Genomic DNA, 25485 nt, shown 5'->3' on the forward strand with positions numbered 1-25485 from the left:
CCGCCTAGGCACTGGACGGCGTCCGGCGGACCAGGCCCCAGAGGGGTCCGTCCGCGGAGACCGCGGGCGCACCGGTGATCCCGACCCCCATGGCGCCCCCTTTCGCAGGCGCCCGGGCAAGTGTGTCCCGCTCTCCCCCGCCGCCGCGATCGCTCGGCGGTGAGCCGGGGCCGGACGGAGCGTCAGTCGGCCTCGGCCACCGCGACCGGGGCGTCCTCTCCGATCGCGCGCGCGGCCTCGCGCCGCCACGGCCCGTTGAGCAGGAAGACCGCCGGGATGAACAGGGCCGCGGCGCTCGGGGCCAGATATACAAACGATCGGTCGTTAATGTAGTTTGTGCTCATGACGCACGACGGCCGGCGACTGCGCGGGTTGCGCAGCCGCGAGGCGATCCTCGAACAGGCGGTGGGCCTGGCCTCCGTCGAAGGGCTGGACGGACTCTCCCTGGGGCGGCTGGCGGCGGCGACCGGCACCAGCAAGTCCGGATTTTTCGCACATTGGCGTGACAAAGAGCAACTGCAGCTCGACGCCGTGGACTGGGCCGCCCGCCAGTGGGCCGAGCGGGTGATCGCGCCCGCCATGGCGGCCCCGGCCGGGGTGCGGCGGCTGTTCGCGCTGCACGAGGCGCGGCTGGGGTTCTACGGCGAGGGCGTGCTCCCCGGCGGGTGCTTCTTCTTCGCCGTCCAGGCCGAGTTCGACGATCGTCCCGGCCCGGTGCACGATCGCGTCGCGCGCGCCATGCGTGAGTGGCAGGAGTTCATCCGGCGGCAGGTGGCGCAGGCCGTGGCGCAGGGTGAGCTGGCCGAGAGCGTGGACGCGGCCCAGCTCGCGTACGAGATCGACGCGCTCGGCGAGATGGTGGTCGTCCACTCCCGGCTGCACGGCGGCCCGGACTCCCTCGTCCACGCCCGCCGCGCCGTGCTGCAGCGCCTGCGTGCCCTCTGCCCCGACCCGACGCTTCTCCCGGAGGATTGATCATGACTGAAGACGGCGTGCACGAGCCGGTCCAGGTGCATTTCGACGATCTCGACGCCATGGGCCTGTTGCACAACTCCCGGTACGCCCTGCTGGTCGAGCGGGCGATCGGCGCGTACTGGCAGCGCCTCGGCTGGGCGCCCGACCCGGCCCGGTCGGCGTTCACGGACGTGTTCCTGGCGGTGCGCGAGTTCAAGGTGACCTACCACGTGCCCATCGCGGGGGCGGGCGAGCCGCTGGTGCACTTCTGGATGGAACGCATGGGCCGCACCAGCGGCGTCTACGGCTTCCGCGTGCTCTCGGCCGACCGCGCGGTGACGCACGCGGAGGGCTATCGCGTCAACGTCAATCTGGACCCGGCCACACTGCGGCCCACTCCGTTCAGCGACGAACTGCGCTCCGCCGCCGAACCCCTGCTCCGCCGGACGGCGGCGGCGTGCTGAGGTCCCGCTGGATCGCCGATCCGGTCCCCGGCCACGTCGATCTGCACCGCCCGCGCCTGCCCGGGCGCGGGCCAGAAGTCGTAGAACGGCGTGCTGCTCCCGACGATGAGGAAGCCGTCGCAGTTCTCCATCGCCCAGTGGGACGCCCGGGTGCCGATGAACCCGATCCCGCCGGTGCAGTACGGGCTGTCGTCGGGGACGGCGTCCTTGCCCAGCCCGGCCTTCGCGATCGGCGCGCCCAGCCTCTCGGCGACCCGTTCCAGCACCTCGCCCGCGCCGAACCGCGCTCCGGCCCCGGCCAGTACGGCGACCCTGTCGCAGGCGTCGAGGACGGCGGCGGCGCGGCGGACGTCATCCTCGTCCGGCCGGCGCTCCGTCGATCTTGCCGTCGTACAGGCCGTTCATGAGGTGGAGCGCCCCGGGGCCGGACGTGGCCACGCAGGCGGCCGGGCGGCCGGTGAACTTGGCGTATCCGACCGCCGCCATCGCGGCGTACTCCTCGTGCCGCACGTGGACGAACCTCATCTCGGGGTGGCGGCGCAGCGCCTCGAAGAAGCCGTTGACCGCGTCCCCGCAGATGCCGAAGCAGGCGTCGATCCCCCACTCCAGCAGCCGCTCCACGATCAGATCGGATGTCGTCCTCGCCATCACGCGACTCCTTCACGACTACACGACTTCACGCCCCCGGAGCGGCCGGCCCGCGGCCCGTACGCAGGCCGATACCCGCGGGCGCATGGCGACGAAGTCCGCATATATCGGCGGACCGGCAAAGGACCGGAATATCCACTCATGGCTGGGGATGGCCGGGGCGGCCTCCGCCGTCCGGGAGACCGCGCCGGGCGCGGGCCCGCCGGTGTGGGGCGGCCCGCAAGGGGTAGCGGCCGTGACCAGGGGGTGACGCACATGAAGCGGAGAAGGTCGCGGGTGATCGTGGTCACGGGGGCGAGCGCGGGCGTGGGCCGGGCGGCCGCCCGGGAGTTCGGCGCCCGCGGTGACTCGGTGGCGCTGCTCGCGCGCGGGGAGGCGGGCCTCGCCGCCGCCGCCGAGGAGATCGAGGCGGCCGGCGGGAAGGCCCTGGTGGTCCCCGTCGACGTGGCCGACCACCGCGAGGTGGACGACGCCGCACGCCGGGTCGAGGAGGAGTTCGGCCCCATCGACGTGTGGGTGAACGCCGCCTTCGCGGGGATCTTCGCCCCGTTCAACCAGGTGTCCCCGGACGAGTTCCGCCGGGTCACCGAGGTCACCTACCTGGGGTACGCCTTCGGCACGAAGGCCGCCCTCGACCGGATGCTGCCGCGCAACCACGGCACGATCGTGCAGGTGGGGTCGGCCCTCGCCTACCGGGCCATCCCGCTGCAGTCGGCGTACTGCGGCGCGAAGCACGCGATCAAGGGGTTCACCGAGTCGCTGCGCTGCGAACTGATGCACCGGCGCAGCGCCGTACGCGTGACGATGGTGCAGTTGCCCGGCCTGAACACGCCGCAGTTCGACTGGGTGCTGTCCCGGCTGCCGCACCGGCCGCAGCCGGTCCCGCCCATCTACCAGCCGGAGGTGGCCGCCCGGGCCGTGGTCTTCGCCGCCGACCACCCACGGCGCAAGGAGTTCTGGGTGGGCGGCTCGACCGCCGCGACCCTGCTGGCCGACAAGATCGCGCCCGCCCTGATCGACCGCTACCTGGCCAGGACCGGCTACTCCTCCCAGCAGACCGACATGCCGTACGACCCGGAGGGCCCGGCCAACCTGTGGGAGCCCGCGGACGGCAAGGACGGCCACGACTTCGGCGCGCACGGCCGGTTCGACGCGCGGTCGCACGCGAAGAGCGTCGAGACGTGGTTGTCGCGGCACCGCACGGCGCTCACCGCCGCCTCGCTGCTCGCCGCGGGAGCCGCCGCGGCGTCCCCGCTGCTGCTGGGGCGAACGACCGCCCCCGCACGGGGAAGACGCCGCTGACGACGCGGCCGCCGGATGATCCTCACGGTGCTGCTCGGCCTCATGTCGGCGGCCCTTCTCGGGGTGGGATTCGTGGCCCAGCAGCACGCCGCGTACGCCGAGCCGCTCGGCGAGATCCTGCACGTGAGCCTGCTGCTGCACCTCATGCGCAAGCCGCTGTGGCTCTTCGGCATCGGCGCCATGGCGGGCGGGCAGGTGCTCGGCGCGCTGGCGCTGCGCCGGGCCGGTGTGGCCCAGGTCGAGCCGCTGCTGGCGACCAACCTCATCTTCGCGCTCGCGGTCGCGGCTCTCGTCTACCAGGAGCGTCTGGGGCGCGGCGAGTGGCTCGGGGCGGTGCTGGTCAGCGGCGGGGTGGCGGTCTTCCTGGCGTCGGCGCGACCGCATGGAGGCGAGGTGCCGCACCCCCTCTCGATGGCGTGGATCTCGGTGATGGCCGTGCTCGTGGTCGCGACCGGGATGGTCCTGGTGGCCCTGCGCACCGGCCTGAAAACGCGGGCGATGCTGCTGGCGGCCGCCGCCGGAACGCTGTACGGGCTCCAGGACGCGCTGACCCGCGGCTCGCTGCTCACGCTCGAGCGGGGGGCGCACGCGCTCGCCACCACCTGGCCCCCGTACGCGCTCCCCCTCGTGGCGGTGATCGGCATCCTGCTGAACCAGAGCGCGTTCGACGCCGCGCCGCTGCGGATCTCGCTGCCCGCCACGACGGCGGCCGAGCCGGTCATCGGCATCGTGCTGGGAGTCACGATCTTCGATGAGCGGTTGCACGTCGACCCCCGGTCGCTGGCCGGCGGCGTCGCCGGCCTGGTCGCGCTGGTCGTGGGGATCGTCATCCTCGGCAGATCTCCGTTCCTGTCCAAGGCGGACTCCGGGCAGGGCGGGCGGGCCGGCGCGGAGGGCCCGTGATCGCCGTCGTCTGCGCTCTGCTCGCGGCGGCCGCGAACGCGGCGGCGTCCGTCCTGCAGCGGCGGGCCGCCGGGGACGAGGCGGAGCGCGGGGGCCTGCGCCTGTTCTGGGACCTGCTCCACCGCCCGGCCTGGCTGGCCGGCGTCGGCGCGCTCATCGCCGGGTTCGTCCTCCAGGCGGCGGCCCTGTCCAACGGGCAGCTCGCCCTGGTGCAGCCGCTCCTCGTCACCGAGCTGCCCTTCACCATGGTCCTGATCTCGGTGGTGTCGAGGAGCGGCCTCGACCGGCGGGCGTGGCTGGCCACGGGCCTGCTGACAGTGGGGCTCGCGCTGTTCCTCACCACCGCCGCGCCGCGCGGGAAGGGCGTGGCCGCCGGGGCCGCCGCCCAGCTGGCGGCCGGCGTGACGACGGTCGCCGTGCTCGTCGCGCTGGTCGTCGCGGCACGGTTCCTCGTCTCCGCGGCGCGCGCGGCGGCGCTCGGAGCCGCCTCCGGCATCGGCTTCGCCTTCACCGCGACGTTCATGAAGCAGACCACCACGCTCTTCCAGCGGGACGCGTCCGCCCTGCCCACCTCGTGGCAGCCGTACGCGATGGTCGCCACCGGACTGTGCGCCTTCGTCCTGCTGCAGGCCGCGCTCCGGAGCGGGACCCTCATCGCCGCCCAGCCGGCGCTCACCATCAGCGACCCGGTGGCGAGCGTGCTGTACGGCATCACGATCTTCGGGGAGGAGATCCGGACCGGGATATGGGTCGTCCCGGAGGCGTCGGGCATCGGGCTGATGCTCTACGGGAGCATCCTGCTCGCGGGCTCGCTCGCGAAGCGGGATCAGAATTCGCAGAGGGGTACATGAGGGCAGGAAGGCTCCTCAAGGGGGGACAGGAGACGCCATGACCACTCACGCGAAACGCCCCACGCCCACGGCGGCCACACGGACGGGCGCTCGCGTCGTCTCCTGGCTCACCACCACCGACCACAAGGTGATCGGCAACCTCTATTTCGTCACCTCGTTCGCGTTCTTCCTCGCCGGCGGGCTGATGGCGATGATCATCCGGGCGGAGCTGGCCGCCCCCGGTCTGCAGTTCGTGAGCAACCAGGTCTACAACGAGCTGTTCACGATCCACGGCACGATCATGCTGCTGCTGTTCGCCACGCCGCTGTTCGCCGGCTTCGCCAACGCGATCATGCCGCTCCAGATCGGCGCGCACGACGTGGCGTTCCCCCGCCTCAACGCGATCAGCTACTGGCTGTTCCTGTTCGGCGGCATCATCGTGCTGGCCGGTTTCGGCGCCAACCAGGGCGCCGCCGCGTACGGATGGACCGGGTACGCCCCGCTGTCCCTCGCCCAGTACAGCCCCTCGCTCGGCGCCGACATGTGGCTGATGGGGCTGACCACGTCCGGGCTCGGCACCATCCTCGGCTCGGTCAATTTCATCGCCACGATCGTCGGACTGCGCGCCCCCGGCATGACCATGTTCCGGATGCCGATATTCACGTGGAACGTCATGTTCACCTCGCTCCTGGTGATCCTCGCGTTCCCCGTGCTCGCCGCCGCCCTCGTCGTCCTGGAGATCGACCGCAAGGCCGGCAGCCGCGTCTTCCACCCCGAGACCGGCGGTCCCATCATGTGGCAGCACCTGTTCTGGTTCTTCGGCCATCCCGAGGTCTACGTGATCGCGCTGCCGTTCTTCGGGATCATCACCGAGGTCATCCCGGTCTTCAGCCGCAAGCCGCTGTTCGGCTACGTCGGCATGGTCGGCGCCACCATGGCGATCATGGGGCTGTCCATGACCGTCTGGGCGCACCACATGTTCGCCACCGGCCAGGTGTTGCTGCCGTTCTTCTCGATGCTCAGCTTCCTGATCGCCATCCCGACGGGCATCAAGTTCTTCAACTGGACCGGCACCATGTGGCGGGGCCACCTGACCTTCGAGACGCCGATGCTGTTCTCCGTCGGCTTCCTGGTGACCTTCCTCCTGGGCGGCCTGACCGGCGTCATCCTCGCCTCCCCGCCGCTGGACTTCCACGTCACCGACACCTACTTCGTGGTGGCCCACTTCCACTACGTGGTCTTCGGCACCGTGGTCTTCGCGATGTTCGCCGGCTTCTACTTCTGGTGGCCGAAGATCACCGGCAAGATGCTCGACGAGCGCCTCGGGAAGATCCACTTCTGGACGCTGTTCGTCGGCTTCCACATGACGTTCCTCGTCCAGCACTGGCTCGGCGTGATCGGCTTCCCGCGCCGCTACGCCGACTACTCCCCCGTGGACGGCTTCACCGACCTGAACGTCGTCTCCACCGTGGGCGCCTTCCTCCTCGGCCTGTCGACGCTGCCGTTCCTCTACAACGTCTGGCATACGGCCCGGCACGGCAGGCGGGTCGAGGTGGACGACCCGTGGGGGTTCGGCAACAGCCTGGAGTGGGCCACGTCGTGCCCGCCGCCGCGGCACAACTTCGTCAGCCTCCCGCCGATCAGGTCGGAGCGTCCCGCCTTCGACCTGCGCTACCCGCGGGTGCCCGGCACCGAGCACCTCGACCGCAAGCGCGACGCCATCGACCCGGGACGCTGACGGCGCCCGCGCCGGCCCGCACGGGGGGAGGGGAAGACGCATGACGACCGCGTTCATCCTGTGGGGAGGCGGCAGCCTCGGAGCCGTCCAGGTCGGCATGCTGCGCGCGCTCACCGCCGAGGGGATCGTCGCGGACATGGTGGTCGGCGCGTCCGTCGGCGCCCTGAACGGGGCCTACTACGCGGCCCGGCCCGACGCCGCGGGCGTGGAGGATCTCGCGGGCCTGTGGTTGTCGGTGAGCGGTCACGACGTCTACCCGCTCAGCGCGGCCGAGACGCTGCGCTCGCTGGCGCTCGACCTGCCCTTCCACCCGCTGCGCGGCGCCCTGCGGGCGCTCGGCGCGTTGAACTACACCTTCCCGCTCAACCCGCTCACGATCACCGAGGCGCTGTTCGGCCACCGCAACTACCTGTTCGACAATCACTCGCTGGGCCGGTTCCTGGAGCGCATCCTCCCCGTCGAGCGCCTGGAGGAGACACGCGTCCCGCTGTCGGTCCTGACCGCAGAGGTGCGCAGCGGGCACGCGGTCGTCCTCACCCGCGGACCGGCCCTGCGGGCCCTGCTCGCCAGCACCGCCATCCCCGGCCTCTATCCCACCGTCACCGCCGAGGGGCGGGTGCTCATGGACGGCGGCGTCGCCGACAAGACCACGCTGGACCACGCGGTGGACGCGGGCGCCGACGAGGTGTACCTGCTCGCGCCCGGCTTCTCCTGCCATCTCCCGGCTCCGCCCTCCACCGCGATCGCCATGGCCCTGCACGGGTACAACCTGCTCAGCGAGCAGCGGATCAGCGCCTCCATCAGGTACAACGCGTCCCGCACCCGGATGCACGTGCTGCCGCCGCTGTGCCCGGTCGAGGTGCTGCCGGTCGACTTCGCGCAGACGGCCGACATCATCGAACGCGCCACCCGCGCCACCCGGCACTGGCTCCGCCGTCACGAGCCCCACCCCGGCCTCGCCCGTCCCCTGGAGGGCGACGCCGCCGGCCATCCGGCCCACCCGCCGCGATCCGGCCGCTGACCGCCCATCCGCCCGAGCGCATCACGGGAAGCACGTCATGATCAGCGTCCTCGACGGAAGCACGTTCCTCGTCTGCGACGACCTCGGCGACGTCATCCAGACGCGGGAGCAGGTCACCGGTCTGTTCTTCCGCGACACGCGTCACCTGTCGCGGTGGGAGCTGCGCCTCAACGGCCGCCGCCTCGCCGAGCTGTCCCACCACCGGATCGCCTACGACGAGGTGGCGTTCTTCCTGTACCGGCCGACCGGCACCCCGTACAGCGACTCCTCGGTCTCGATCCGGCGGCATCGCTTCGTCGGCGCGGGGATGCGCGAGGAGCTCGTGGTCACGAACGTCGCCGGCGGAGCGGCCCACCTGGAGATCTCCCTGCTGTTCGGCGCCGACTTCGCCGACATCTTCGAGGTCAAGGACGGCCTGCCCAAGGCCGCCACCCCCACGACCGCGGTCGGCGCCGGGCGCGCGACCCTGCGGTACGAGCACGAGGGGTTCCGGCGCGCCACCACGATCTCCGCGAAGTCGGCCCGGTTCAGCGAGGGGATGCTCAGCTTCACCGTCACCCTCGCCCCGCAGGAGAGCTGGCGGGCCGAGATCGACGTCACCGTGAGCACCGGGACGGTACGGCATCCGCTCAAGCAGCGGCGCGGGAGCCCGAACATGGCGGCCGAACTGGACGAGTGGCTCGCCGCCGCTCCCCGGCTCACCGCGTCGTGGGACGACCTGCGGCACATCTACCGGCAGAGCCTGCTGGACCTGGCCGCGCTGCGGTTCTATCCCCGCGAGCCGGTGCACGGCTCGCTCCCGGCCGCCGGGCTCCCCTGGTTCATGGCGCTCTTCGGCAGGGACGCGCTGATCACCAGCCTGCAGGCGCTCCCGTACTGCCCCGAGCTGGCCCGCACCACGCTGCTCGCCCTGGCGCACCTGCAGGCGACCGACAGCGACGACTTCCGGGACGCCGACCCGGGGAAGATCCCGCACGAGCTGCGCCACGGCGAGCTGACCCACCGCGGCCTGCGCCCGCAGTCCCCTTACTACGGCGCCGCCGACACCACCACGCTGTTCCTGATCGTCCTGGACGAGTACGAGCGCTGGAGCGGCGACGCCGGCTTCGTACGGCTCCTGGAACCCGCCGCCCGCGCCGCGCTCGGCTGGATCGCCGACTACGCGGACAGCGACGGGGACGGCTACATCGACTACCGGACCCGCAATCCGGGCTCCGGGCTGGCCAACCAGTGCTGGAAGGACTCCTGGGACTCCGTCGTGCATCCCGACGGACGCCTGGCCCGCCTGCCCCGCGCGACCTGCGAGCTGCAGGGATACGCGTACGACGCCAGGCTGCGGGCGGCCCGGCTGGCCCGCGCGTTCTGGGATGACCCCGGCCTCGCCGACCGCCTGGAGGCCGAGGCCGGGCGGTTGAAGGAGCGCTTCGACCGCGACTACTGGCTGCCCGACGATGGCTGGTACGCGCTCGCGCTCGACGGCGGCAACCGCCCCGTCCCGACCCTGACGTCCAACATCGGGCACCTGCTGTTCAGCGGGATCGTGACCGAGGAGCGCGCGTCGTCGGTGGCCCGCCACCTGCTCGGCGACCGCCTCTTCTCCGGGTGGGGGGTGCGGACCCTCGCCGCCGGCCAGGGCGCGTACAACCCGATCGGCTATCACGTGGGCACCGTGTGGCCGCACGACAACGCGCTGATCGCCGCCGGGCTCGCGCGGTACGGCCACCACGAGGAGGCGGGCCGGATCGCCCTGGCCATGCTCCAGGCCGCCCCCTATTTCGACCACCGCCTCCCCGAGGCCTTCGCCGGCTATCCGCGGGACGCCACGGGGTGCCCGGTGCGGTACCCGACGGCGTGCTCCCCCCAGGCATGGTCGGCCGGGACCCCGCTCATGCTGGTCCGCGTGCTGCTCGACATGGAACCGGACGGCGAGCGGCTGACGTCCGCGCCGCGCCTCCCACGTCCGCTCGGCGACATCGCCGTCTCCGGCGTACCCGGCCGGTGGGGCCGCGCCGACGTCCACGGCGCCGCCCCGTGAGGCGCGGTCACACGTTGCGGCGGTACTGGCCTCCGATCTCGAAGAGGGCGGAGGTGATCTGGCCGAGGGAGCAGACGCGGGCGGCGTCCATGAGGGCGTCGAAGGCGTTGTCCCGCGACATGGCGGCCTCCCGCAGCCGGGCGAGCGCCGCGGGCGCCTCCTCGGCGTGGGCGTCGTGGAAGGCGCGCAGCCGGGCGAGCTGGGCCCGCTTCTCCTCCTCGGTCCCGCGGGCCAGCTCCAGCTCCCGGTGCTCGTCGGCCGCGCCGTCCGGGTTCCTGAAGGTGTTCACGCCGATGATGGGCAGCGAGCCGTCGTGCTTGCGGGTCTCGTACAGCATCGACTCGTCCTGGATCCTGCCGCGCTGGTAGCCGGTCTCCATCGCGCCGAGGACGCCGCCGCGGTCGGAGATGCGCTCGAACTCGCGCAGCACCGCCTCCTCGACCAGGTCGGTCAGCTCCTCGATGAGGAACGCCCCCTGGTTGGGGTTCTCGTTGACGGCCACGCCCCACTCGCGGTTGATGATGAGCTGGATCGCCATGGCCCGCCGTACGGACTCGGGCGAGGGGGTGGTGACGGCCTCGTCGTAGGCGTTGGTGTGCAGGCTGTTGCAGTTGTCGTAGATCGCGATGAGCGCCTGCAGGGTGGTGCGGATGTCGTTGAAGTCCATCTCCTGGGCGTGCAGGGAACGGCCCGAGGTCTGGATGTGGTACTTGAGCTTCTGCGCACGCTCGCCCGCGCCGTACCGCTCGCGCATCGCGACCGCCCAGATGCGGCGGGCGACCCGGCCGAGCACGGCGTACTCGGGGTCCATCCCGTTGGAGAAGAAGAACGACAGGTGCGGGGCGAAGTCGTCGACGCTCATGCCGCGCGCCAGGTACGCCTCGACGTACGTGAAGCCGTTGGCGAGGGTGAAGGCGAGCTGGGTGATGGGGTTGGCCCCGGCTTCGGCGATGTGGTAGCCCGAGATCGACACCGAGTAGAAGTTGCGCACCCGGTTGGCGATGAACCACTCCTGGATGTCGGCCATCATCCGCAGGGAGAACTCGGTGGAGAAGATGCAGGTGTTCTGCCCCTGGTCCTCCTTCAGGATGTCGGCCTGCACGGTTCCCCGTACGGTGGCCAGCGTGCGGGCCCGCAGGTCGGCCGCCTCCTCGGCGGAGGGCTCGCGGCCGTGCGCGTCGCGGAACCGGCCGAGCGCCTGGTCGACGGCCGCGTTGAGGAAGAAGGCGAGGATGGTGGGGGCCGGGCCGTTGATGGTCATGGAGACGGAGGTGTCCGGCGCGGACAGGTCGAAGCCGTCGTAGAGCGCCTTCATGTCGTCCAGCGTCGCGATCGACACCCCCGACGTCCCGACTTTTCCGTAGATGTCAGGACGCTCGGCGGGGTCGTGGCCGTACAGCGTGACCGAGTCGAACGCGGTGGACAGCCGCGTCGCGGGCTGCCCCTCCGAGAGGAGCTTGAACCGCCGGTTGGTGCGGAACGCGTCGCCCTCCCCCGCGAACATCCGGGTCGGGTCCTCGTCGTCGCGCTTGAACGGGAACACCCCGGCTGTGAACGGGAAGCGTCCCGGCAGGTTCTCCGAACGCAGGAACCGCAGCAGGTCGCCGTGGTCGCGGTACCGGGGCAGCGCCACCCGCCGGACGCGGCTGCCCGACAACGTCTCCCGCCACAGCGGCGTGCGCAGTTCCCGGTCGCGGACCTTCACCACGAGTTCGTCGGCCTCGTACGCCTCCCGCGTCGCGGCCCACCCGTCGAGGAGCTCGCGGCTCCCGTCGTCGACCGCGGTCGCGGCACGGGCGGCGAGCCGGTCCAGGTCGGCGGTGTCCGCGCCGTCGGCCGCCACCGCCTCGCGCGCGGTGACGAGCGCCTGATGGCGGCGCACGGCCTCCGCCTGCGCGTCGGTGCGGGCGTGGTACCCGCGGACGGTGTCGGCGATCTCGGCCAGATAGCGGGCGCGGGACGGCGGGACGATGCCCTCGGTGACCCGCGAGACGCTGCCCCGCACCTCGGGGAGCAGCCCGGACGAGGCGGGCAGACCCTTCTCGCCGAGCAGGCCGCGCAGCCGCTGGTAGAGCGCGGTCACCCCCTCGTCGTTGAACCGGGAGGCGATCGTGCCGAACACCGGCATCTCCTCCGGGGGGACGCCGAACGCCTCGCGGTTGCGCACCATCTGGCGGCGCACGTCGCGCAGCGCGTCCTCCGCGCCGCGCCGCTCGTACTTGTTGATCGCCACCACGTCGGCGAAGTCGAGCATGTCGATCTTCTCGAGCTGCGACGCGGCCCCGAACTCCGGCGTCATCACGTACAGCGACACGTCGGAGTACGGCACGATCGCGGCGTCGCCCTGGCCGATGCCGGGGGTCTCCACGATCACCAGGTCGTGCCCGGCCGCCCGGCAGGCGGTGATCACGTCTCCCAGGTGCTCGGGCACCTCCTGCGCACCCCGGGTGGCCAGGGAACGGAAGTAGACGGAGCCCCCCGCCAGGCTGTTCATCCGGATGCGGTCGCCGAGGAGCGCTCCCCCGCCCCGCCTGCGGGTGGGATCGACGGCGATCACCGCGACCCGCAGCTTGTCCTCGTAGTCGATCCTGATCCGGCGCAGCAGTTCGTCGGTCAGCGAGGACTTGCCCGATCCGCCGGTGCCGGTGATGCCGAGCACGGGGATCTCTCGGGCGGACGCGGCGGCGCGCAGCTCCCCGAGCCAGCCGGAGCCGGCGCGCCCGGCCTCGACGACGGTGATCGCGCGCGCGAGCGCGCCGTGGTCCCCCGTCGTCACCGTGGCGACGTCGGGCGGGTCGCCGGCGGCGAGATCGACGTCGCACGCCGCGACGAGCGTGTTGATCATCCCCGCCAGGCCCAGCCGCTGGCCGTCCTCGGGCGAGAAGACGCCGGCCACGCCGCGCGCGTGCAGCAGCTCGATCTCCTCGCGCACGATCACGCCGCCGCCTCCGCCGAACACCTTGACGTGGCCCGCGCCGCGCTCGCGCAGCAGGTCCACCAGGTACGTGAAGTACTCGACGTGCCCGCCCTGGTAGGAGCTGATCGCCACGCCCTGGACGTCCTCCTGGACGGCGGCGGTGACGACCTCCTCGACCGACCGGTTGTGCCCCAGGTGGATCACCTCGGCGCCCTGGGACTGCAGGATCCTCCGCATGATGTTGATCGCCGCGTCATGGCCGTCGAACAGGGCCGCCGCCGTCACGAACCGCGTGGGGTGAACCGGCACATGCATGGACACACTCCTACCGAGCGCCAAATTACTAGGACGTCCTACTAAATGGCGGAGCATAGATAGGTCCGGGGAACAACGCAAGGGGCGCGCCCCAAGTCAGGAATCGGGGCGGCGCGTTCACGGGGCCCACGCGTGCCGCCGGGCGTTCGCAGGCGGTGTTCGCAGGCCCGTGTTCGCAGGCGGTGTTCGCAGGCCCGTGTTCGCAGGCCCGTGTTCGCAGGCCCGTGTTCGCGCTCCCGGGTTTGCCGGGGCGGGCCCGAGGAACAGGAGTCAGGGTGGAGCGACGGCTCCCCCGCGACGCCGGGCTCCGGCGGGCGGGCGCCGGCGCCGTCCAGGCGAACGGCCCCGGCCCGCAGGCCGCCGTCCGGTGCGCGTCAGCCGGCAGCACGAATGGACGGTCAGCGTGAACCAGCCACAGCAGTCGCCGCCCGAGCGCGGGCTCGAAGTGCGCCTCGCGTCCCGGCCCCGGGGGTGGCCGACCCCGGAGAACTTCGAGATCGCCGAGGTCCCGATCAAGCGTCCCGGCCCCGGGCAGCTCCTCGTTCGCAACGAGGTGATGAGCGTCGATCCGTACATGCGCGGCCGGATGAACGCCGGCCGGTCCTACGTCCCGCCGTTCGAGGTGGGCAGGGCGCTGGAGGGCGGGGCCGTAGGCGAGGTCGTCGCGGACGGCTCCGGCCGGTTCCGGCCCGGGCAGAAGGTGGTCCACTCCCTGGGCTGGCGCGAGTACGCCCTGGTGGACGCGGGCTCGGCCCGCGTGGTCGATCCGGACGTCGCGCCGCTCGGCTCGTATCTGGGCGTCCTCGGCATGGTCGGGCTCACCGCGTACGTCGGGCTGTTCGACGTGGCGGCCTTCACCCCGCGCGACACCGTCTTCGTCTCCGCGGCGGCCGGTGCGGTCGGCTCCCTGGTCGGGCAGATGGCCCGGCTGCGCGGCTCACCCCGCGTCATCGGCAGCGCCGGGTCGGCGGAGAAGGTCCGCTACCTGACGGAGGAGCTGGGGTTCGACGCGGCCTTCAACTACAAGGACGGGCCGGTCGCGGAGCAGCTCGGGGTGGCGGCCCCGGACGGCGTCGACGTCTACTTCGACAACGTCGGCGGCGACCACCTGGAGGCGGCCATCGAGGTCCTCAACGAGCACGGGCGGGTGGCCTGCTGCGGCGCGGTGTCGCAGTACAACGCGCCGGAGCCGCCGCCCGGACCGCACAACATGTTCAAGATCGTCACGAAGCGCCTGACGCTGAAGGGCTTCATCGTCGGCGACAGCGCGCGCCGCATGCCCGACCTGGTCAACGAGGTCGGCGGCTGGCTGCGCGACGGGCGGCTGCGCGAGCGCCAGACGGTCGTGCGGGGCCTGCGCAACGCGCCCGACGCCTTCCTCGGCATGCTGAGGGGCGAGAACATCGGCAAGATGCTCGTCACGCTCTGACCCCCACGGGGCGCGTGCTCCCATCGGTGATGCGGCGCGACGACCGCCGGGGCCGCCGCGCCGCACCGTGCCGATCCCGTGACCGGCCTTCCGTACGCCGCCTGGGCGTCAGCCGGCCCGGCAGGAGACGGACGGCCAGGTCCAGTCGCCGTGGTGCATGATCGTGAAGCCGAAGGTGTTGCCGTTGCCGTTCGGCCGCATCGTCATCACGTTGCCGCTGGAGTCCCAGGTCGGGTTGCCGTTCCAGGTGGCGATGATCTTCTGCGGGCTCCGCACCGTCACCGTGACGATCCACGCGTTCGTGCCGGAGACCGTGACGGAGAGGTTGAAGCGGTCGCTCCACTGCTGGCCCTGCGAGATCACGGCCGTGCAGCCACCGCCGCCGGGCGGGGTGCTCGGGGACGCGCTCGGGCCGGTGCCTCCGCCGTCCGGGGCGACGGCCCGGCCGGTGGACGGCGAGATCATGCCGGAACACAGGCCGCGGCTCCTCAGGTTCGCGGCGATCTGCGGGATCGCGGCGAGCGTGGTCGCGTAGGCGTCGTGCATGAGGATGATCTGGCCGTTCTGCAGCGTGCCGGCGGCCTGCACGATCTGCGCCGTGCTCGCGCCGTTCCAGTCCTGCGAGTCGACGTCCCAGATGATCTCGGTGAGCCCGAGCTGCTGCTCGACCGACCTGAGCGTCGCGTTGGTCTCCCCGTACGGCGGGCGGAACAACTTCGGCGCGGCTCCGGTCGCCTGCTGGACGGCCTGCTGCGTCCGCTGCAGCTCCGAGAGGATCTGGGACTGCGCCATGGTGACCAGGTGCGGATGCGTGTAGCTGTGGTTGCCGATCCACATGCCGGCGTCCTGCTGGGCCTTCACCAGGGACGGGTTGGCCTGCGCGTTCTGCCCGGTGTTGAACATGGTCGCCCGCAGGCCGTTCGACCTGAGCGCGTTGAGCAGGTTGGCGGTGTTGCCCGGGTTCGGGCCGTCGTCGAAGGTCAGCCCGACGTACCCGCTCCGACAGTCGCCGCCGGGGGACGGCGAAGGACCGCCGCCGGCCCCTCCGAGCGCCGCGAGAACCGCGTCGTACGCCGGCTTCTTGTTGTAGTTGTCGTCGAAGAGCAGCGGGGTCCCGCCGCTGCGCCAGGAGTACTTGTCCGGGATGCCCCACACGGTGATGCCGGTGCAGCGGGACACGGCCAGGCACGCCTGCACGACCGAGCGGTAGGCGTTCGCCTGCGCCGTGCCGGAACCCTCGATGTCCAGCTCGGTGATCTGCACGTCCACCCCGAGGTCGGCGAACCGCTGGAGGTTCTGCTGATAGTTGGACGGCACCGGCGACTGGGCGTTGAAGTGCGACTGGAAGCCGACGCAGTCGATCGGCACGCCGCGGGACCTGAAGTCGCGGACCATGTTGTACACCGCCTGCGTCTTCGCGGCGTTCATGTCGTCGGTGTTGTAGTCGTTGTAGCAGAGCTTGGCGTTCGGGTCGGCCGCCCGCGCGGTCCGGAACGCCTCCTCGATGTAGCCGCTGCCGATCCTCTGCTGGAAGACGGAGTTGCGCCGGGCGCCGCTGCCGCCGTCCTCGTACGCCTCGTTCACCACGTCCCAGGCGTAGATCTTGCCCTCGTAGTGGGCCATCACGCTGTTGATGTGGGTGTTCATCGCGCCGCGCACGTCGGCGGCGGAGGAGAGGCCGCTCACCCAGCCGGGGAGCTGGGAGTGCCAGACGAGGGTGTGGCCGCGCACCTTCATGCCCCTGCTCCGGGCGTGGTCGACGATCCGGTCGGCCGGGCCGAAGTTGAACGAGCCGCGCGAGGACTCGACGGTGTCCCACTTCATCTCGTTCTCGGGCGTGACTGCGTTGAACTCGCGGTCCAGGACCGTGGCGTACGCGGACTCGCCGAGGTGGTTCGCGGCGACGGCGGCGCCGAAGTAGCGGCCCTTCTCGGCGGCCGCCGCGCCGAGGGTGCTCGCGGCGTCCGCCGCGGGTGACAGGACCACGAGGAAGCCCGCGCCGAGGACGACGGCGACGCCGGCGAGGAGCGAGCTCCGGACGCCTGAGCGGCGTCTGCGGCGCCTGCCGGCGAGGGGGATGTCGCTTTCGATCATGCCTGTTCCTCCACTGGAACACCGATCGGGGACATGGGGACGAACGCGCGTTCCCGCGGCTCCCGGCGCCGGTCGCCCGCGCCGGGCCGCGGCTGGCGGAGATCTCACCTGGCCCTCAGGCTGGACGAGCCCGCGAAACGTATCAAGCTTGTTTCAAAACTTTCAGCGGCCGATTAACCGATTAAGCGGTGGTGATCTGGTCCGACAGGCGAAAAGTCGCCGAAAGTTTTCGAAGGGTGTGCATGGAGGTGCTCGCCGGCGCCACTCCCGGAGATCAAGACGCTCACGGGAGCCGCGCCGGCGGTCAGGCGCTCACGGAAGCGACGCCCGGCGGTCAGGCGCTCTCCTTGTCCTCCAGCCCCACCGCCGCGCGCAGTTCGCGTACGTCGTCGTCCAGTGAGGCTCCCGCCCGGTCCCGCGCGACGTGCGTCATCAGGTCGCCGAGAGCGTCGGCGACGGCGTTCAGCTTGTGCTGGATCGCGTCGTCCGCGCGGGTCTGGGTGTTCTGCAGCAACGCCACCAGCAGGAACGTGACGATCGTGGTGACGGTGTTGATGATGAGCTGCCAGGTGTCCTGGTCGCCGATGGCGAAGTACGAGGGCATCCACACCAGCACCAGCAGCACGCACATGGCGAAGAACCAGCCCCGGGAGACGAACCTGGAGGCTCCGGTGGCGAAGCGGTCGAAGAGCGAGAGCCTGGAGTCGACGTCCGACGGCATCGTGGCGGGCTGGTTGCGGGGAGAGCTCACCGGCGGCCCCTTTCGTCTGGCAGGGAACTCCTGTCACCTGCTCTTATGGGGCCCGTCCATTACCCGGGCGTTACCCGCGCAAACCGCCGGCACCGGCCGTGCCCGGGGAAACGCCTCGACCGGCAGCGCCGGTGGAGGGGTGCGGCACGCCTTCGCCCGAATATGTTTCAGCATCTCCGGTTATGCTGCGGTTCCTCATGGCACGCACGTCTCCTCCCTCGCGGAACGCCGCCCGCCCGGGCTCCGCCGGAGGCCCCCGCCACTCCCCCCGCGTCCCGTACGGTCCGGAAGAATCCCCCGCCGTACCGCATGGCGCACATCAGACGATATGTGAGCGTGATCTTCGCTATGCCATCGAACGTGACCCGGCTCTACCAGGCCCTTTTACGCGACGCGAGTCGTCCGATCTCGATCCGGCTGCGCCGTTCCCTTTCGGAGTGGCTGGCGGGCAAGGGGCTTCCCGCTCTCGACGCCTCGTGGACCGCGACGGAGCACGAGGCGGACGGCGTCCGCCTGAACGTGGAACGGCGCGGCGACTGCGGGCGGTACACGCTCGACGAGCCGTGCGACGGCGGCCTGCTGCGGACGAGGGTCACGTACACCGAGTCGGTGCCGGGCATGACGGGCTGGGTCGTGGTGACCGTCGACCAGCACGGCGCCGGCGCTCCGGTCACCGCGAACGCCCCAGGATTCGTCCCGGTCTACCTGCGGACCGCGAGGATCACCGACGGCGCGGTGCATCTGGAGGACAGCCCGGTCGTCGTCGACGAGAACGAGGTCCGGCGGTTCGCGCACACCCTGACCGAGCGCGCCCGGCGGGTGCCCGTCGTCGTGGTCTCGGTCGAGGCGAGGGACCCCGCGGCCGCCCGCGCGCGGGCCCGCTACCTGGCCGAGGCGACCGCCGGGGTCGCCGTCGTGGGGCTGCTCGCCGACATGCGCGCCCAGGACGGGTTCAATCGGGCCATGGGCGACGGCCTCGGCGTCTTCGGCGGCGGCGTACGGACCTATCTCGCGCCGTTCGACCCGGCCGAGGAGCGTTATCCGTACCGGCACCGCCCGTTGAGCGGGGGGCTGATCCGCAACGAGGGCGACCGCGCCCTCGACAGGGCGATCGACGGGATCATCGGCGAGACGGCCCGGCGGACGCTGCCGGACGAGGTGCAGAAGACGCTGCGGGTGGTCAACCGGGTGCTGGCCGGCCGCTCCGAGACGCGCGAGATCGCGGAGGCCGCCGCCACCGTCCGCGTCGGCGACGCGGGCTCGGAGGAACTGCGCCGCCGGATGATGGCCAAGACCGTGAAACCCGCGCCGCCCGCCGGACGGGACGACACGAACGCCGACGACGCCGACGACGCCGTGCGCCGTCCCCGGGAGGCAGCCGAGACCGGCGCGACGACGGCCACGGCGACGGCGGTGGCGGCGCCGGCCCTCGATGCCGCCGAGCTGGCGCGGACGGTGGCCGAGGCGGTGGTCGGGGAGATGCGGACGGAGCTGGAGGCGGCGCTGTCTCTCGCCGTCGCCTCCGGGACCGCCGCGGCCCCGGGCGGCTCAGGGGGCTCCGGCGGCTCGGGCGGCGATTCGGGAGAGCTGTCGCGCCAGATCGGCACCCTCGCCGCGCACGTCCTCGGCCTGCGCGAGCTCGTGACGGAACGGCGCGGCAGCGACGAGCTCCTCAGTGAGGCCGAGGACGACGCCGATCGGCTCGCCGGCGAACTGGAGGCGCTGCGCGACGAGCACGATCGCCTCTCCGAGGAGTACGCGGACGCCGTCGCCGTGACGCGGCGGTTGTCCGAGCGGGTCCGCGTCCTGGAGCGCAGGCTCGCCGAGACCGGCCGCCCCGTGTACGGCGTCGCCGTGGAGGACGACGACCTCTTCGAGCCGGCCAGCCTGATGGAGACGCTGATCGAGGCCCGGCAGCGGCTCACCCACGTCGTCGTCGGCGACACCGACGCCGCGGCCACGCGGCTGGACCTGCACCATCCGGCGCTGTGCCGTTCCTGGGCGGGCAAGGCGTGGGACGCGCTCCGCGCGCTCGACGACTTCGCCGGGGCCAGGTCCTCCGGCCGGTTCGCCGGGGGCTTCTACGACTGGTGCGCCAACGGCTCCCCCGGCAGGCTCACCATCCCGACCGGCATGCTCTCGATGCGCGAGTCCCAGTCGGTGGCCAACCGCGCGAAGTTCAGCGAGCCCCGCACCTTCTCCGTGCCGGTGGAGGTCGATCCGAGCGGCAGGCTGCTCATGGAGGCGCACGTGAAGCTGCGGCCCGTCGGCTATCCGGCGCCGCGCATGTACTTCCACGACGACTCCGGCGGCGCGACGGGCAAGATCTACATCGGCTATCTCGGCGACCACCTGCCCAACACCCGTACGAACTGAGGGGCGGGCTCAGGAGGGCCCGTCTCCGGCCGCGGGGGCCGGAGGGGCGGGGAGCGGCACGGGGCCGGTCGCGCCGCCCGACCGGACGACGGCCCTCAGGGGATAGAGCAGGAAACAGCCGAACGCCAGCGCCAGCACGGCCAGGGGCACGCCCCCGAGCATCAGCCGGACGCCCGTCACGACCGAGCCCGGCTGGGCCGCCGCGCCCGCCTGGTAGCCGGACCTGGCCAGCACGACGCTGATGATCACCGCCTGGAGGGACACCGCCCAGCGGACGATGAACCCGTTCATCCCGAAGTACATGCCCTCGCGGCGGGCGCCCGTCCTGCGCTCGTCGTCGTCGATCACCTCGGCGAGCAGGATCTCCAGCAGGACCAGCATGCCGGCGATGCCCACGCCGACCGCCGCCCCGGCCACGGCCGCGACGGCGAGGCTCCCGGCGAAGAGGAACGGCACGAGGGCGACGCCGTACACGACGATCGCGGCGAGGACGGCGCGGCGCGGGCCGATCCGGGTGGTGACCCGGCTCCACACGTACACCAGAGGGATCGCGGTGACGAACACCGCGCCCAGGATCACGGTGTTGGCGGAGTCGGGCTCGCCCAGGGCGTACTTGGTGAAGAACGGGATGCCCGCCTGGAGCAGGGCGAAGGTGAGCTGCAGCAGGAAGCTGCCCGCGACGTACGTGACGAACGCGCGGTTGGCGAGCGTGTAGCGGACCGCGGCGAGGAACCCGAAGCTCGCCCGCTCGGCCTGGGCTCGCTCGACCGATCCGCGCAGCGACAGCGCGAAGAAGGCCAGCGAGACGACGCCGAACGAGACGCCCATGGCGGCCCACCCGATGGTGCCGTACAGCGCGGGCGCGGCGGCGACCCCGACGATCATGCCGACGATGGCGAACATCTGCCGCCACGACGCGGCGGCGGCCCGCTCGGCGATGGTGGTGAACATCTCGGGGAACAGCGCCACGTAGTTCAGGACCACGACGACGAACAGCACGTCGTAGACGAGGACCGCGATCAGGAAGTACCAGAACCTGGCGGTCCCGCCGTCGACCAGCGGGATCCAGATCATGGTGAAGGCCGCGGCCAGCGGCGTCATGCCGATCGCGATGTAGGGCACCCGCCTGCCCCAGCGGGTGCGCGTCCGGTCCGAGACGTGTCCCGCCAGCGGGTTGAGCAGCGCGTTCACGATGCCGTGGATGACCATGGCGACGCCGATGAGCGCCGGGTCGACGCCGAGGTGGTCCACGTAGTAGAAGGTCGCGAACGTTGCGAACGCCTGCGCGAGCAGGTTGACCGACAGGTTGCCGGCCCCGTAGGCCAGCACCCGGCCGCGCCCGGTCATCGCGCCCTCTGCAGGGCGCGCAGGTCGGACCAGCCGATGAGGCGGACGCCTTCGTCGGCGATGGCGCGGCGCACCTTCGGGTCGGTGAAGAGCCGCAGCTCCATGGCGCGTTTCGCGTGGTGCGGCATGATCCGCCGCAGCTCGCCGGTCTCCTCGAACGGGTGGATGTAGATCTCCGTCACGCCGGGGCGCAGCGCCCGGATCAGCCCGATCATGTCCTTTCTGACGGTCTCGTACGTCTCGCCCTCGGCCAGCTCGAAGGGCAGCGTCCAGAGCCGGTCGAGGATCACCACGCCCGCCGCGTCCGCCGCCTCCGCCCGCGCCGCCGCGATCGGCTCCAGCTCCTCGGGCAGGCCCATGCCGTCCAGGGTCCTGGGCAGCCGGAACGGCAGGCCGTGCTCGGCGCACGCCGTGAAGACGACGTCGAGGAAGTCCCGGCCGGTGGCCAGGCCGTACAGGCTGCCCATGTGGTTGTCGGCGTGCGAGGGGTCCAGGCCGAGGGCGACGGCCCGGCGGATCTGGGCGTCGATCTCGGCGTGGACCTCGTCCGGGTCGGCCCGTTCCTCGACGGCGCGGCAGTCGGCCGGGAAGTAGCCGGCCTCGTCCACCAGCGAGGACACGGCGCGGTCGCGGGTCACCGGCCCCCACCGGTACCCCTCCCACTCGCTGGTGAAGGTCAGGTGCACGCCCACGTCGTAGCCGCCGGCGGCCGTCGTGCGGATCGCGTCCGGGGCCCAGGGGCACGGCGTCATGACCGTCGCCGAGCTGATGGCGCCGGCGGCGAGCAGGGACGTGATGCCCGTGTTGGCCGCCCGGCACATGCCGTAGTCGTCGGCGTTGACGATCAGGAGCCGGTCCTCCGGCCGGGCGCCGAGCCGCTGTGCGAGGTTCACGTGGGGTCCTCTCTTCTGGGGCCGCGCGGTCGCCCGGCGGGATCGGTGTCGTGTGCCCGGGCCGCGTCTTCATCCGCGCCTTCATCCGTGCCCGTACCTGTGCCCGCGGCCGGGCCCGTGGCGGCGGCGAAGGCGCGCTCCCGCGCGTGGTGGCGGGCGAGCCAGGCCGCGCCGCGCAGGACGGCGTCGCCGGTCACACCGCTCGCGATGACCCTGATCGGGAGGGGCGCGGCGTCCTCGGCGAGGTGGTGGCGGACGCGGTCGAGCAGCAGGTCGGCGCTCGCCCCGGCCGCGCCGCCGAGCACGAACAGCTCCGGCTCGATCACCAGGGCGATGGAGGCCGCCACGTGCGCGATCCTGCGGGCGGTGGCGTCGACGACCGCGAGCGCCCTCTCGTCGCCGCCCCTGGCGCGCTCGAAGAGCTCGCGCGGGGACGGCCGGTCCGCGATGCCCGCCTCCCTGGCCTGCTCGGCGATGCGGCGGGCGCCGAGCACCTCGGTGCCGAGCTCGGTCGCGGGGTGGGGCAGGAAGCCGACCTCGCCCGCTCCTCCGGCGTAGCCCCGGTGCAGCCGGCCGCCGAGCACGACCCCGGCGCCGAGGCCGACGCCGAGACCGAGCAGCACGAAGTCGGCGACGTCCGCGCACGCGCCGAACCGCTGCTCGGCGACGGCGGCGAGGTTGACGTCGTTCTCCAGGAGCAAGGGCGTGCGCAGGTCGCGCTCGATCGCCTCGACCAGCCCCGCGCCTCCCTCCGGGAGTCCGTACGCGCGTCTGATGGTGCGGCCGTCGCGCCCGACGACGGCGGGAACGCCGATGACGGCCTGGCCGACAGCGGTCAGGCCGGTTCCGGCCTGTTCGGCGCACTGGGCGGCGAGCGTGGTCACCGCGTCCGCCACGTCGGCGGCGTGCCTCTGGGGCGTGCCGGTCTCGGCCCTGGCGAGCACCTCGCCGGCCGCGTCGACGACGACGGCGCGGATCCGCAGGTGGCCGATGTCGACGCCGAGCCCGAACGCGCACCGGGGGGCGACGCGGTACAGGGTCGCGGCGGGACCCCTGCGGGTGGTGTCGGCGCCCGCCTCCTCAACCACCTCCCGCGCGACGAGCTCGCGCAGCGCCTGGGCGACGGTGGTCTTGGACAGGCCCGTCGCCCTGGTGATCTCCGGCCGGCCCAGCGGCCCCTCGCGGTCGATCACGTCGAGCACCGCCCGCTCGTTGATCGACCGGAGCAGGCCCTGCGGCCCGGCCAGGTAGTCGCCGCTCACGCTCACCCTCGCATCCCGGTCCGAGTAGGTCGGAAACTTTCCTACTCGGAGTGAGCGCATTTCTATCCGATCGGCGCGCGCCGGACAAGAGGCGGCGTCGCTCCCCTCTGCCCGGAAAACGCGAACGCCCACCGCCTCACCCGTACGGGGAGGCGGTGGGCGCGGGCGCGGGGGCGGCTACGCCTTGGCGGCGGGACGCCCCAGAGCGCGGAGCTGGTCGACGGTCAGCGCGGACACGTTCTCGTCGATCGGGTCCTCGGTGTACTGGTGGATCGCCCAGCTCTTCCAGTCGGCGGGCGGGGTGACCGCGCCCTTGGCCTTGCTGTAGTGGGCCACCCACAGCGGATATTCGGACATCCCGCCGCCGTAGGTGTTGGCGAAGTTCCACCCGGTGTAGATCATCGGCGTGGCGCCGGTCTTCTTCTTCACGTACGCGAGCCAGGTCTTGGCCCACTTGTTGACGTGGGAGACGGAGTTGCCGTCGCTGGTCTCCAGGTCGAGCACCAGCAGGTCCCCGGCCTTGCTGGGCTGGGAGTTCACGACCTTGAGGAAGTGATCGGCCTCGGCGATCGGGTCGTTGTAGGTGCGGGCGAAGTGGTAGGCGCCGCGGACGATGCCCTTCTCGCCCAACTGCCGCCAGTGCCGGGCGAAGGAGGCGTCGGTGAAGGTCACGCCCTCGGTGGCCTTGACGAAGCCGAACCGGGCGGGGCTGGCGTTCCAGTCGTGGTCGGGCTCGTGACCGGAGACGTCCTCACCGTAGATGAGCGGTGCGGCCTTCTCCTCGGGAGCCTGGGCGATCGGGGCGGGACCGTCCGGAGTGGCGTGCGCCGGGCCGGACACGACCAGGCCGGCCGTAGCGGACACGGCGGCCAGCAGCCCGGTCGCGGACGCGATGCGAAGGGTACGGCTGAGGGACATGCGTTTTCTCCTACGGGGGCATTGAGGGGAACTGCCTGGGGAGTGGGATCGAACGGTGTGCGGGGCACGGAGTCGTGCCGTGCCCGCCTCTCGCGGCCCGAGGCCGTACCGGGAACGGCGCCGATCCGGGGGTGACCGGGGAGATCGGGCGTCCGGGTGGGCCCTGTGAGCCGGCCGGAGGGCCGGCCCGGCGTACGAGCCTCGGGAACGGGCCGCGAGTGCGGGCCTGAAGAACGGGCGTCAGAGGCGAGGGGGCCCGGAGACCGGGCCGGTGCCGGTCATCCGGCGGCGCCTCCGCGAGCGCGTGTCAGGCGAGAGCGCGTCGGGCGCTCTGACGGGTCCGGCCAGGGGGCTTCGGACGAGGGGCAGGTCGATGCTTGGGCATGAAGGGGTGGCTCCTTCCTTCCACACCGCCTACCGGGTCAGCTGACGGGTTCGGGCTGGGAAGTGCCCTACGACACGCAGCTCGGGCTGGCGTGCCGATTCACCCCGGGAGGTGGCTCCCCGGTTCCGCATGCGGCGGATTCGGCGGCCGCGCGACGTCCGGCGGGAGGGTTCCCGCCGGTGACGCACGGTCACACAGGTAACGACAACGTCGTCGGCTTGTACCGCGACAGTGCCCATAAGGTACACAATCCGACAAGCAGTAATAAATAGGACAGATAGAATTTTACCTTGACCATGACATACGCCACTGCTTGCCCGTAATGTGCGCCCTCTCCGGCGTGGACACGGAGGGTGGCAAGCGGTGCGACCCGGCGTTGACACGGAGGGTGGCAAGCGGTGCGACCTGCGATCATGCGCGCACACCGGAACGGGGAAGGGAAATCCCGCCGGTCAAGGGAGCCTGTTTCCGCCCCGAATTCCGCATCGAGTAAAAACCAGCTCGCAAGCCCCAGAAGTCACATCGGTTACGCGCCGCGCGCGGCGACGAGGCGGCCGCCCCGGGCCTCCCGGCGCGGGGCGGGGTCACTCGTCCTCGGCGGTCTCCTTGGCCTCGGGGTGGTCGAACACGAGGTCATAGGTCGTGGGGAAGAGCTGACGGAAGGCCGTGTCCACTCCCTTGGTGCCGCTCTCCAGCACGATCTTCCCCTCGCGCGTCACGTCCCTGACGCGCTCCACGGTGTACTCGTGCGCGTCATGCGCCGGCTCGCGCGTGATCTCGGGCGGCTGCCCGCTTTCCGGTCCCTCCGGCACGGTGGCCCTCCACTCGCGACGGGGCTCTCCAACAGAGCACTCCCTACGATTCTTCCTTCGTACGGCACGCTCCACAAGAACGGGATCACTC

The 25485-nt window shown here is 72.0% G+C and carries 20 protein-coding genes, 1 pseudogene and 1 riboswitch; of the genes and pseudogenes, 10 read left to right on the plus strand and 11 right to left on the minus strand.

Translation table 11 applies throughout. From position 1 onward, the window contains the following. Positions 1-182: 182 nt before the first annotated feature. Positions 183-344 (minus strand): hypothetical protein, encoded by a 162-nt coding sequence (locus AWQ70_RS39040; protein ID WP_157530171.1) that lies wholly within the window; start codon positions 342-344, stop codon positions 183-185. Here AWQ70_RS39040 and AWQ70_RS18905 point away from each other — a divergent pair. Further along, the gene (locus AWQ70_RS18905; protein ID WP_067177816.1) at positions 343-975 is read left to right on the plus strand and encodes a TetR/AcrR family transcriptional regulator; all 633 of its coding nucleotides are present in this window, start codon (positions 343-345) and stop codon (positions 973-975) included. The genes AWQ70_RS39040 and AWQ70_RS18905 overlap by 2 nt on opposite strands. Before the next feature lie 2 nt (positions 976-977). After that, positions 978-1418, plus strand: a complete 441-nt coding sequence (locus AWQ70_RS18910; RefSeq protein WP_067177818.1) for an acyl-CoA thioesterase — start codon at positions 978-980, stop codon at positions 1416-1418. On the opposite strand, the pseudogene AWQ70_RS42400 reads toward AWQ70_RS18910, so the two are convergent. Both AWQ70_RS42400 and AWQ70_RS40570 read right to left on the minus strand, forming a co-directional pair. Then, a pseudogene (locus AWQ70_RS42400) lies at positions 1307-1756 on the minus strand (hypothetical protein); the annotation flags it as partial. The gene AWQ70_RS18910 and the pseudogene AWQ70_RS42400 overlap by 112 nt on opposite strands. A gap of 13 nt (positions 1757-1769) precedes the next feature. Beyond that, a complete protein-coding gene (locus AWQ70_RS40570) occupies positions 1770-2066 on the minus strand; it encodes a thiamine pyrophosphate-binding protein (protein ID WP_067177820.1) in 297 nt (98 codons plus the stop codon). 255 nt (positions 2067-2321) lie between these two features. Between AWQ70_RS40570 and AWQ70_RS18920 the strand changes: the two genes are divergently transcribed. From AWQ70_RS18920 to AWQ70_RS18945, 6 genes are read left to right on the plus strand one after another with little or no spacing between them, the layout of a single operon-like run. After that, the gene (locus AWQ70_RS18920) at positions 2322-3368 is read left to right on the plus strand and encodes an SDR family oxidoreductase (protein WP_067177823.1); all 1047 of its coding nucleotides are present in this window, start codon (positions 2322-2324) and stop codon (positions 3366-3368) included. A gap of 15 nt (positions 3369-3383) precedes the next feature. Further along, positions 3384-4271, plus strand: coding sequence for a DMT family transporter (locus AWQ70_RS18925; RefSeq protein ID WP_067177825.1), 888 nt, complete (start codon positions 3384-3386; stop codon positions 4269-4271). Further along, complete coding sequence (locus AWQ70_RS18930) at positions 4268-5122, plus strand: DMT family transporter (protein WP_067177827.1); 855 nt, start codon at positions 4268-4270, stop codon at positions 5120-5122. Before AWQ70_RS18925 ends, AWQ70_RS18930 begins: the two co-directional genes overlap by 4 nt. Before the next feature lie 37 nt (positions 5123-5159). After that, positions 5160-6839 carry an aa3-type cytochrome oxidase subunit I gene (ctaD, locus tag AWQ70_RS18935; protein ID WP_067177829.1) on the plus strand — a complete coding sequence of 560 codons (1680 nt, stop codon included), beginning with the start codon at positions 5160-5162 and terminating at the stop codon, positions 6837-6839. Between the two features lie 40 nt (positions 6840-6879). Next, on the plus strand, positions 6880-7860 hold the full coding sequence (locus AWQ70_RS18940; protein WP_067177831.1) for a patatin-like phospholipase family protein: 981 nt from the start codon (positions 6880-6882) through the stop codon (positions 7858-7860). 37 nt (positions 7861-7897) lie between these two features. Next, on the plus strand, positions 7898-9895 hold the full coding sequence (locus AWQ70_RS18945) for an amylo-alpha-1,6-glucosidase (RefSeq protein ID WP_067177834.1): 1998 nt from the start codon (positions 7898-7900) through the stop codon (positions 9893-9895). Between the two features lie 7 nt (positions 9896-9902). Here AWQ70_RS18945 and icmF read toward each other — a convergent pair whose 3' ends face one another. Continuing rightward, entirely contained in the window at positions 9903-13127 is a 3225-nt protein-coding gene (gene icmF, locus AWQ70_RS18950; protein ID WP_067177836.1) for a fused isobutyryl-CoA mutase/GTPase IcmF, read from the minus strand. A 403-nt stretch (positions 13128-13530) separates the two neighbouring features. Here icmF and AWQ70_RS18955 point away from each other — a divergent pair, with 403 nt between their 5' ends. Next, positions 13531-14556 (plus strand): NADP-dependent oxidoreductase, encoded by a 1026-nt coding sequence (locus AWQ70_RS18955; RefSeq protein ID WP_067178067.1) that lies wholly within the window; start codon positions 13531-13533, stop codon positions 14554-14556. A gap of 108 nt (positions 14557-14664) precedes the next feature. Here AWQ70_RS18955 and AWQ70_RS42255 read toward each other — a convergent pair whose 3' ends face one another. Continuing rightward, the gene (locus AWQ70_RS42255) at positions 14665-16650 is read right to left on the minus strand and encodes an endo-1,4-beta-xylanase (protein ID WP_067177838.1); all 1986 of its coding nucleotides are present in this window, start codon (positions 16648-16650) and stop codon (positions 14665-14667) included. 334 nt (positions 16651-16984) lie between these two features. Next, the gene (locus AWQ70_RS18965) at positions 16985-17401 is read right to left on the minus strand and encodes a low affinity iron permease family protein (protein ID WP_245647036.1); all 417 of its coding nucleotides are present in this window, start codon (positions 17399-17401) and stop codon (positions 16985-16987) included. Between the two features lie 348 nt (positions 17402-17749). Here AWQ70_RS18965 and AWQ70_RS18970 point away from each other — a divergent pair, with 348 nt between their 5' ends. Further along, positions 17750-19777, plus strand: coding sequence for a hypothetical protein (locus tag AWQ70_RS18970; RefSeq protein WP_067177840.1), 2028 nt, complete (start codon positions 17750-17752; stop codon positions 19775-19777). A gap of 9 nt (positions 19778-19786) precedes the next feature. Here AWQ70_RS18970 and AWQ70_RS18975 read toward each other — a convergent pair whose 3' ends face one another. From AWQ70_RS18975 to AWQ70_RS18995, 5 genes are all read right to left on the minus strand, one after another. Then, entirely contained in the window at positions 19787-21124 is a 1338-nt protein-coding gene (locus AWQ70_RS18975; protein WP_067177842.1) for an MFS transporter, read from the minus strand. After that, positions 21121-22017, minus strand: coding sequence for a polysaccharide deacetylase family protein (locus AWQ70_RS18980; RefSeq protein WP_067177844.1), 897 nt, complete (start codon positions 22015-22017; stop codon positions 21121-21123). The genes AWQ70_RS18975 and AWQ70_RS18980 overlap by 4 nt, the downstream gene beginning before the upstream one ends. Further along, positions 22014-23285, minus strand: coding sequence for an ROK family transcriptional regulator (locus tag AWQ70_RS18985; RefSeq protein ID WP_067177846.1), 1272 nt, complete (start codon positions 23283-23285; stop codon positions 22014-22016). Before AWQ70_RS18985 ends, AWQ70_RS18980 begins: the two co-directional genes overlap by 4 nt. 171 nt (positions 23286-23456) lie before the next feature. Next, complete coding sequence (locus AWQ70_RS18990; RefSeq protein ID WP_067177849.1) at positions 23457-24197, minus strand: glycoside hydrolase family 25 protein; 741 nt, start codon at positions 24195-24197, stop codon at positions 23457-23459. A gap of 396 nt (positions 24198-24593) precedes the next feature. Beyond that, positions 24594-24738: riboswitch (cyclic di-AMP (ydaO/yuaA leader) on the minus strand. A 428-nt stretch (positions 24739-25166) separates the two neighbouring features. Next, positions 25167-25394, minus strand: coding sequence for a hypothetical protein (locus AWQ70_RS18995; RefSeq protein ID WP_067177851.1), 228 nt, complete (start codon positions 25392-25394; stop codon positions 25167-25169). Between the last annotated feature and the right edge of the window lie 91 nt (positions 25395-25485).

The organism is Microtetraspora niveoalba (assembly GCF_001570405.1).
Classification (GTDB): Bacteria; Actinomycetota; Actinomycetes; order Streptosporangiales; family Streptosporangiaceae; genus Microtetraspora; species Microtetraspora niveoalba.

Excerpts from the sequence above, each read along its gene's own strand:
- AWQ70_RS18945 (WP_067177834.1), top strand. The coding sequence starts at position 7,898 with ATGATCAGCGTCCTCGACGGAAGCACGTTCCTCGTCTGCGACGACCTC.
- AWQ70_RS18970 (WP_067177840.1), top strand. The coding sequence starts at position 17,750 with ATGCCATCGAACGTGACCCGGCTCTACCAGGCCCTTTTACGCGACGCG.
- icmF (WP_067177836.1), bottom strand. The coding sequence starts at position 13,127 with ATGCATGTGCCGGTTCACCCCACGCGGTTCGTGACGGCGGCGGCCCTG.
- AWQ70_RS18925 (WP_067177825.1), top strand. The coding sequence starts at position 3,384 with ATGATCCTCACGGTGCTGCTCGGCCTCATGTCGGCGGCCCTTCTCGGG.
- AWQ70_RS18940 (WP_067177831.1), top strand. The coding sequence starts at position 6,880 with ATGACGACCGCGTTCATCCTGTGGGGAGGCGGCAGCCTCGGAGCCGTC.
- AWQ70_RS18910 (WP_067177818.1), top strand. The coding sequence starts at position 978 with ATGACTGAAGACGGCGTGCACGAGCCGGTCCAGGTGCATTTCGACGAT.
- AWQ70_RS18990 (WP_067177849.1), bottom strand. The coding sequence starts at position 24,197 with ATGTCCCTCAGCCGTACCCTTCGCATCGCGTCCGCGACCGGGCTGCTG.
- AWQ70_RS18905 (WP_067177816.1), top strand. The coding sequence starts at position 343 with ATGACGCACGACGGCCGGCGACTGCGCGGGTTGCGCAGCCGCGAGGCG.
- AWQ70_RS42255 (WP_067177838.1), bottom strand. The coding sequence starts at position 16,650 with ATGATCGAAAGCGACATCCCCCTCGCCGGCAGGCGCCGCAGACGCCGC.
- AWQ70_RS18975 (WP_067177842.1), bottom strand. The coding sequence starts at position 21,124 with ATGACCGGGCGCGGCCGGGTGCTGGCCTACGGGGCCGGCAACCTGTCG.
- AWQ70_RS39040 (WP_157530171.1), bottom strand. The coding sequence starts at position 344 with ATGAGCACAAACTACATTAACGACCGATCGTTTGTATATCTGGCCCCG.
- AWQ70_RS40570 (WP_067177820.1), bottom strand. The coding sequence starts at position 2,066 with ATGGCGAGGACGACATCCGATCTGATCGTGGAGCGGCTGCTGGAGTGG.
- AWQ70_RS18920 (WP_067177823.1), top strand. The coding sequence starts at position 2,322 with ATGAAGCGGAGAAGGTCGCGGGTGATCGTGGTCACGGGGGCGAGCGCG.
- ctaD (WP_067177829.1), top strand. The coding sequence starts at position 5,160 with ATGACCACTCACGCGAAACGCCCCACGCCCACGGCGGCCACACGGACG.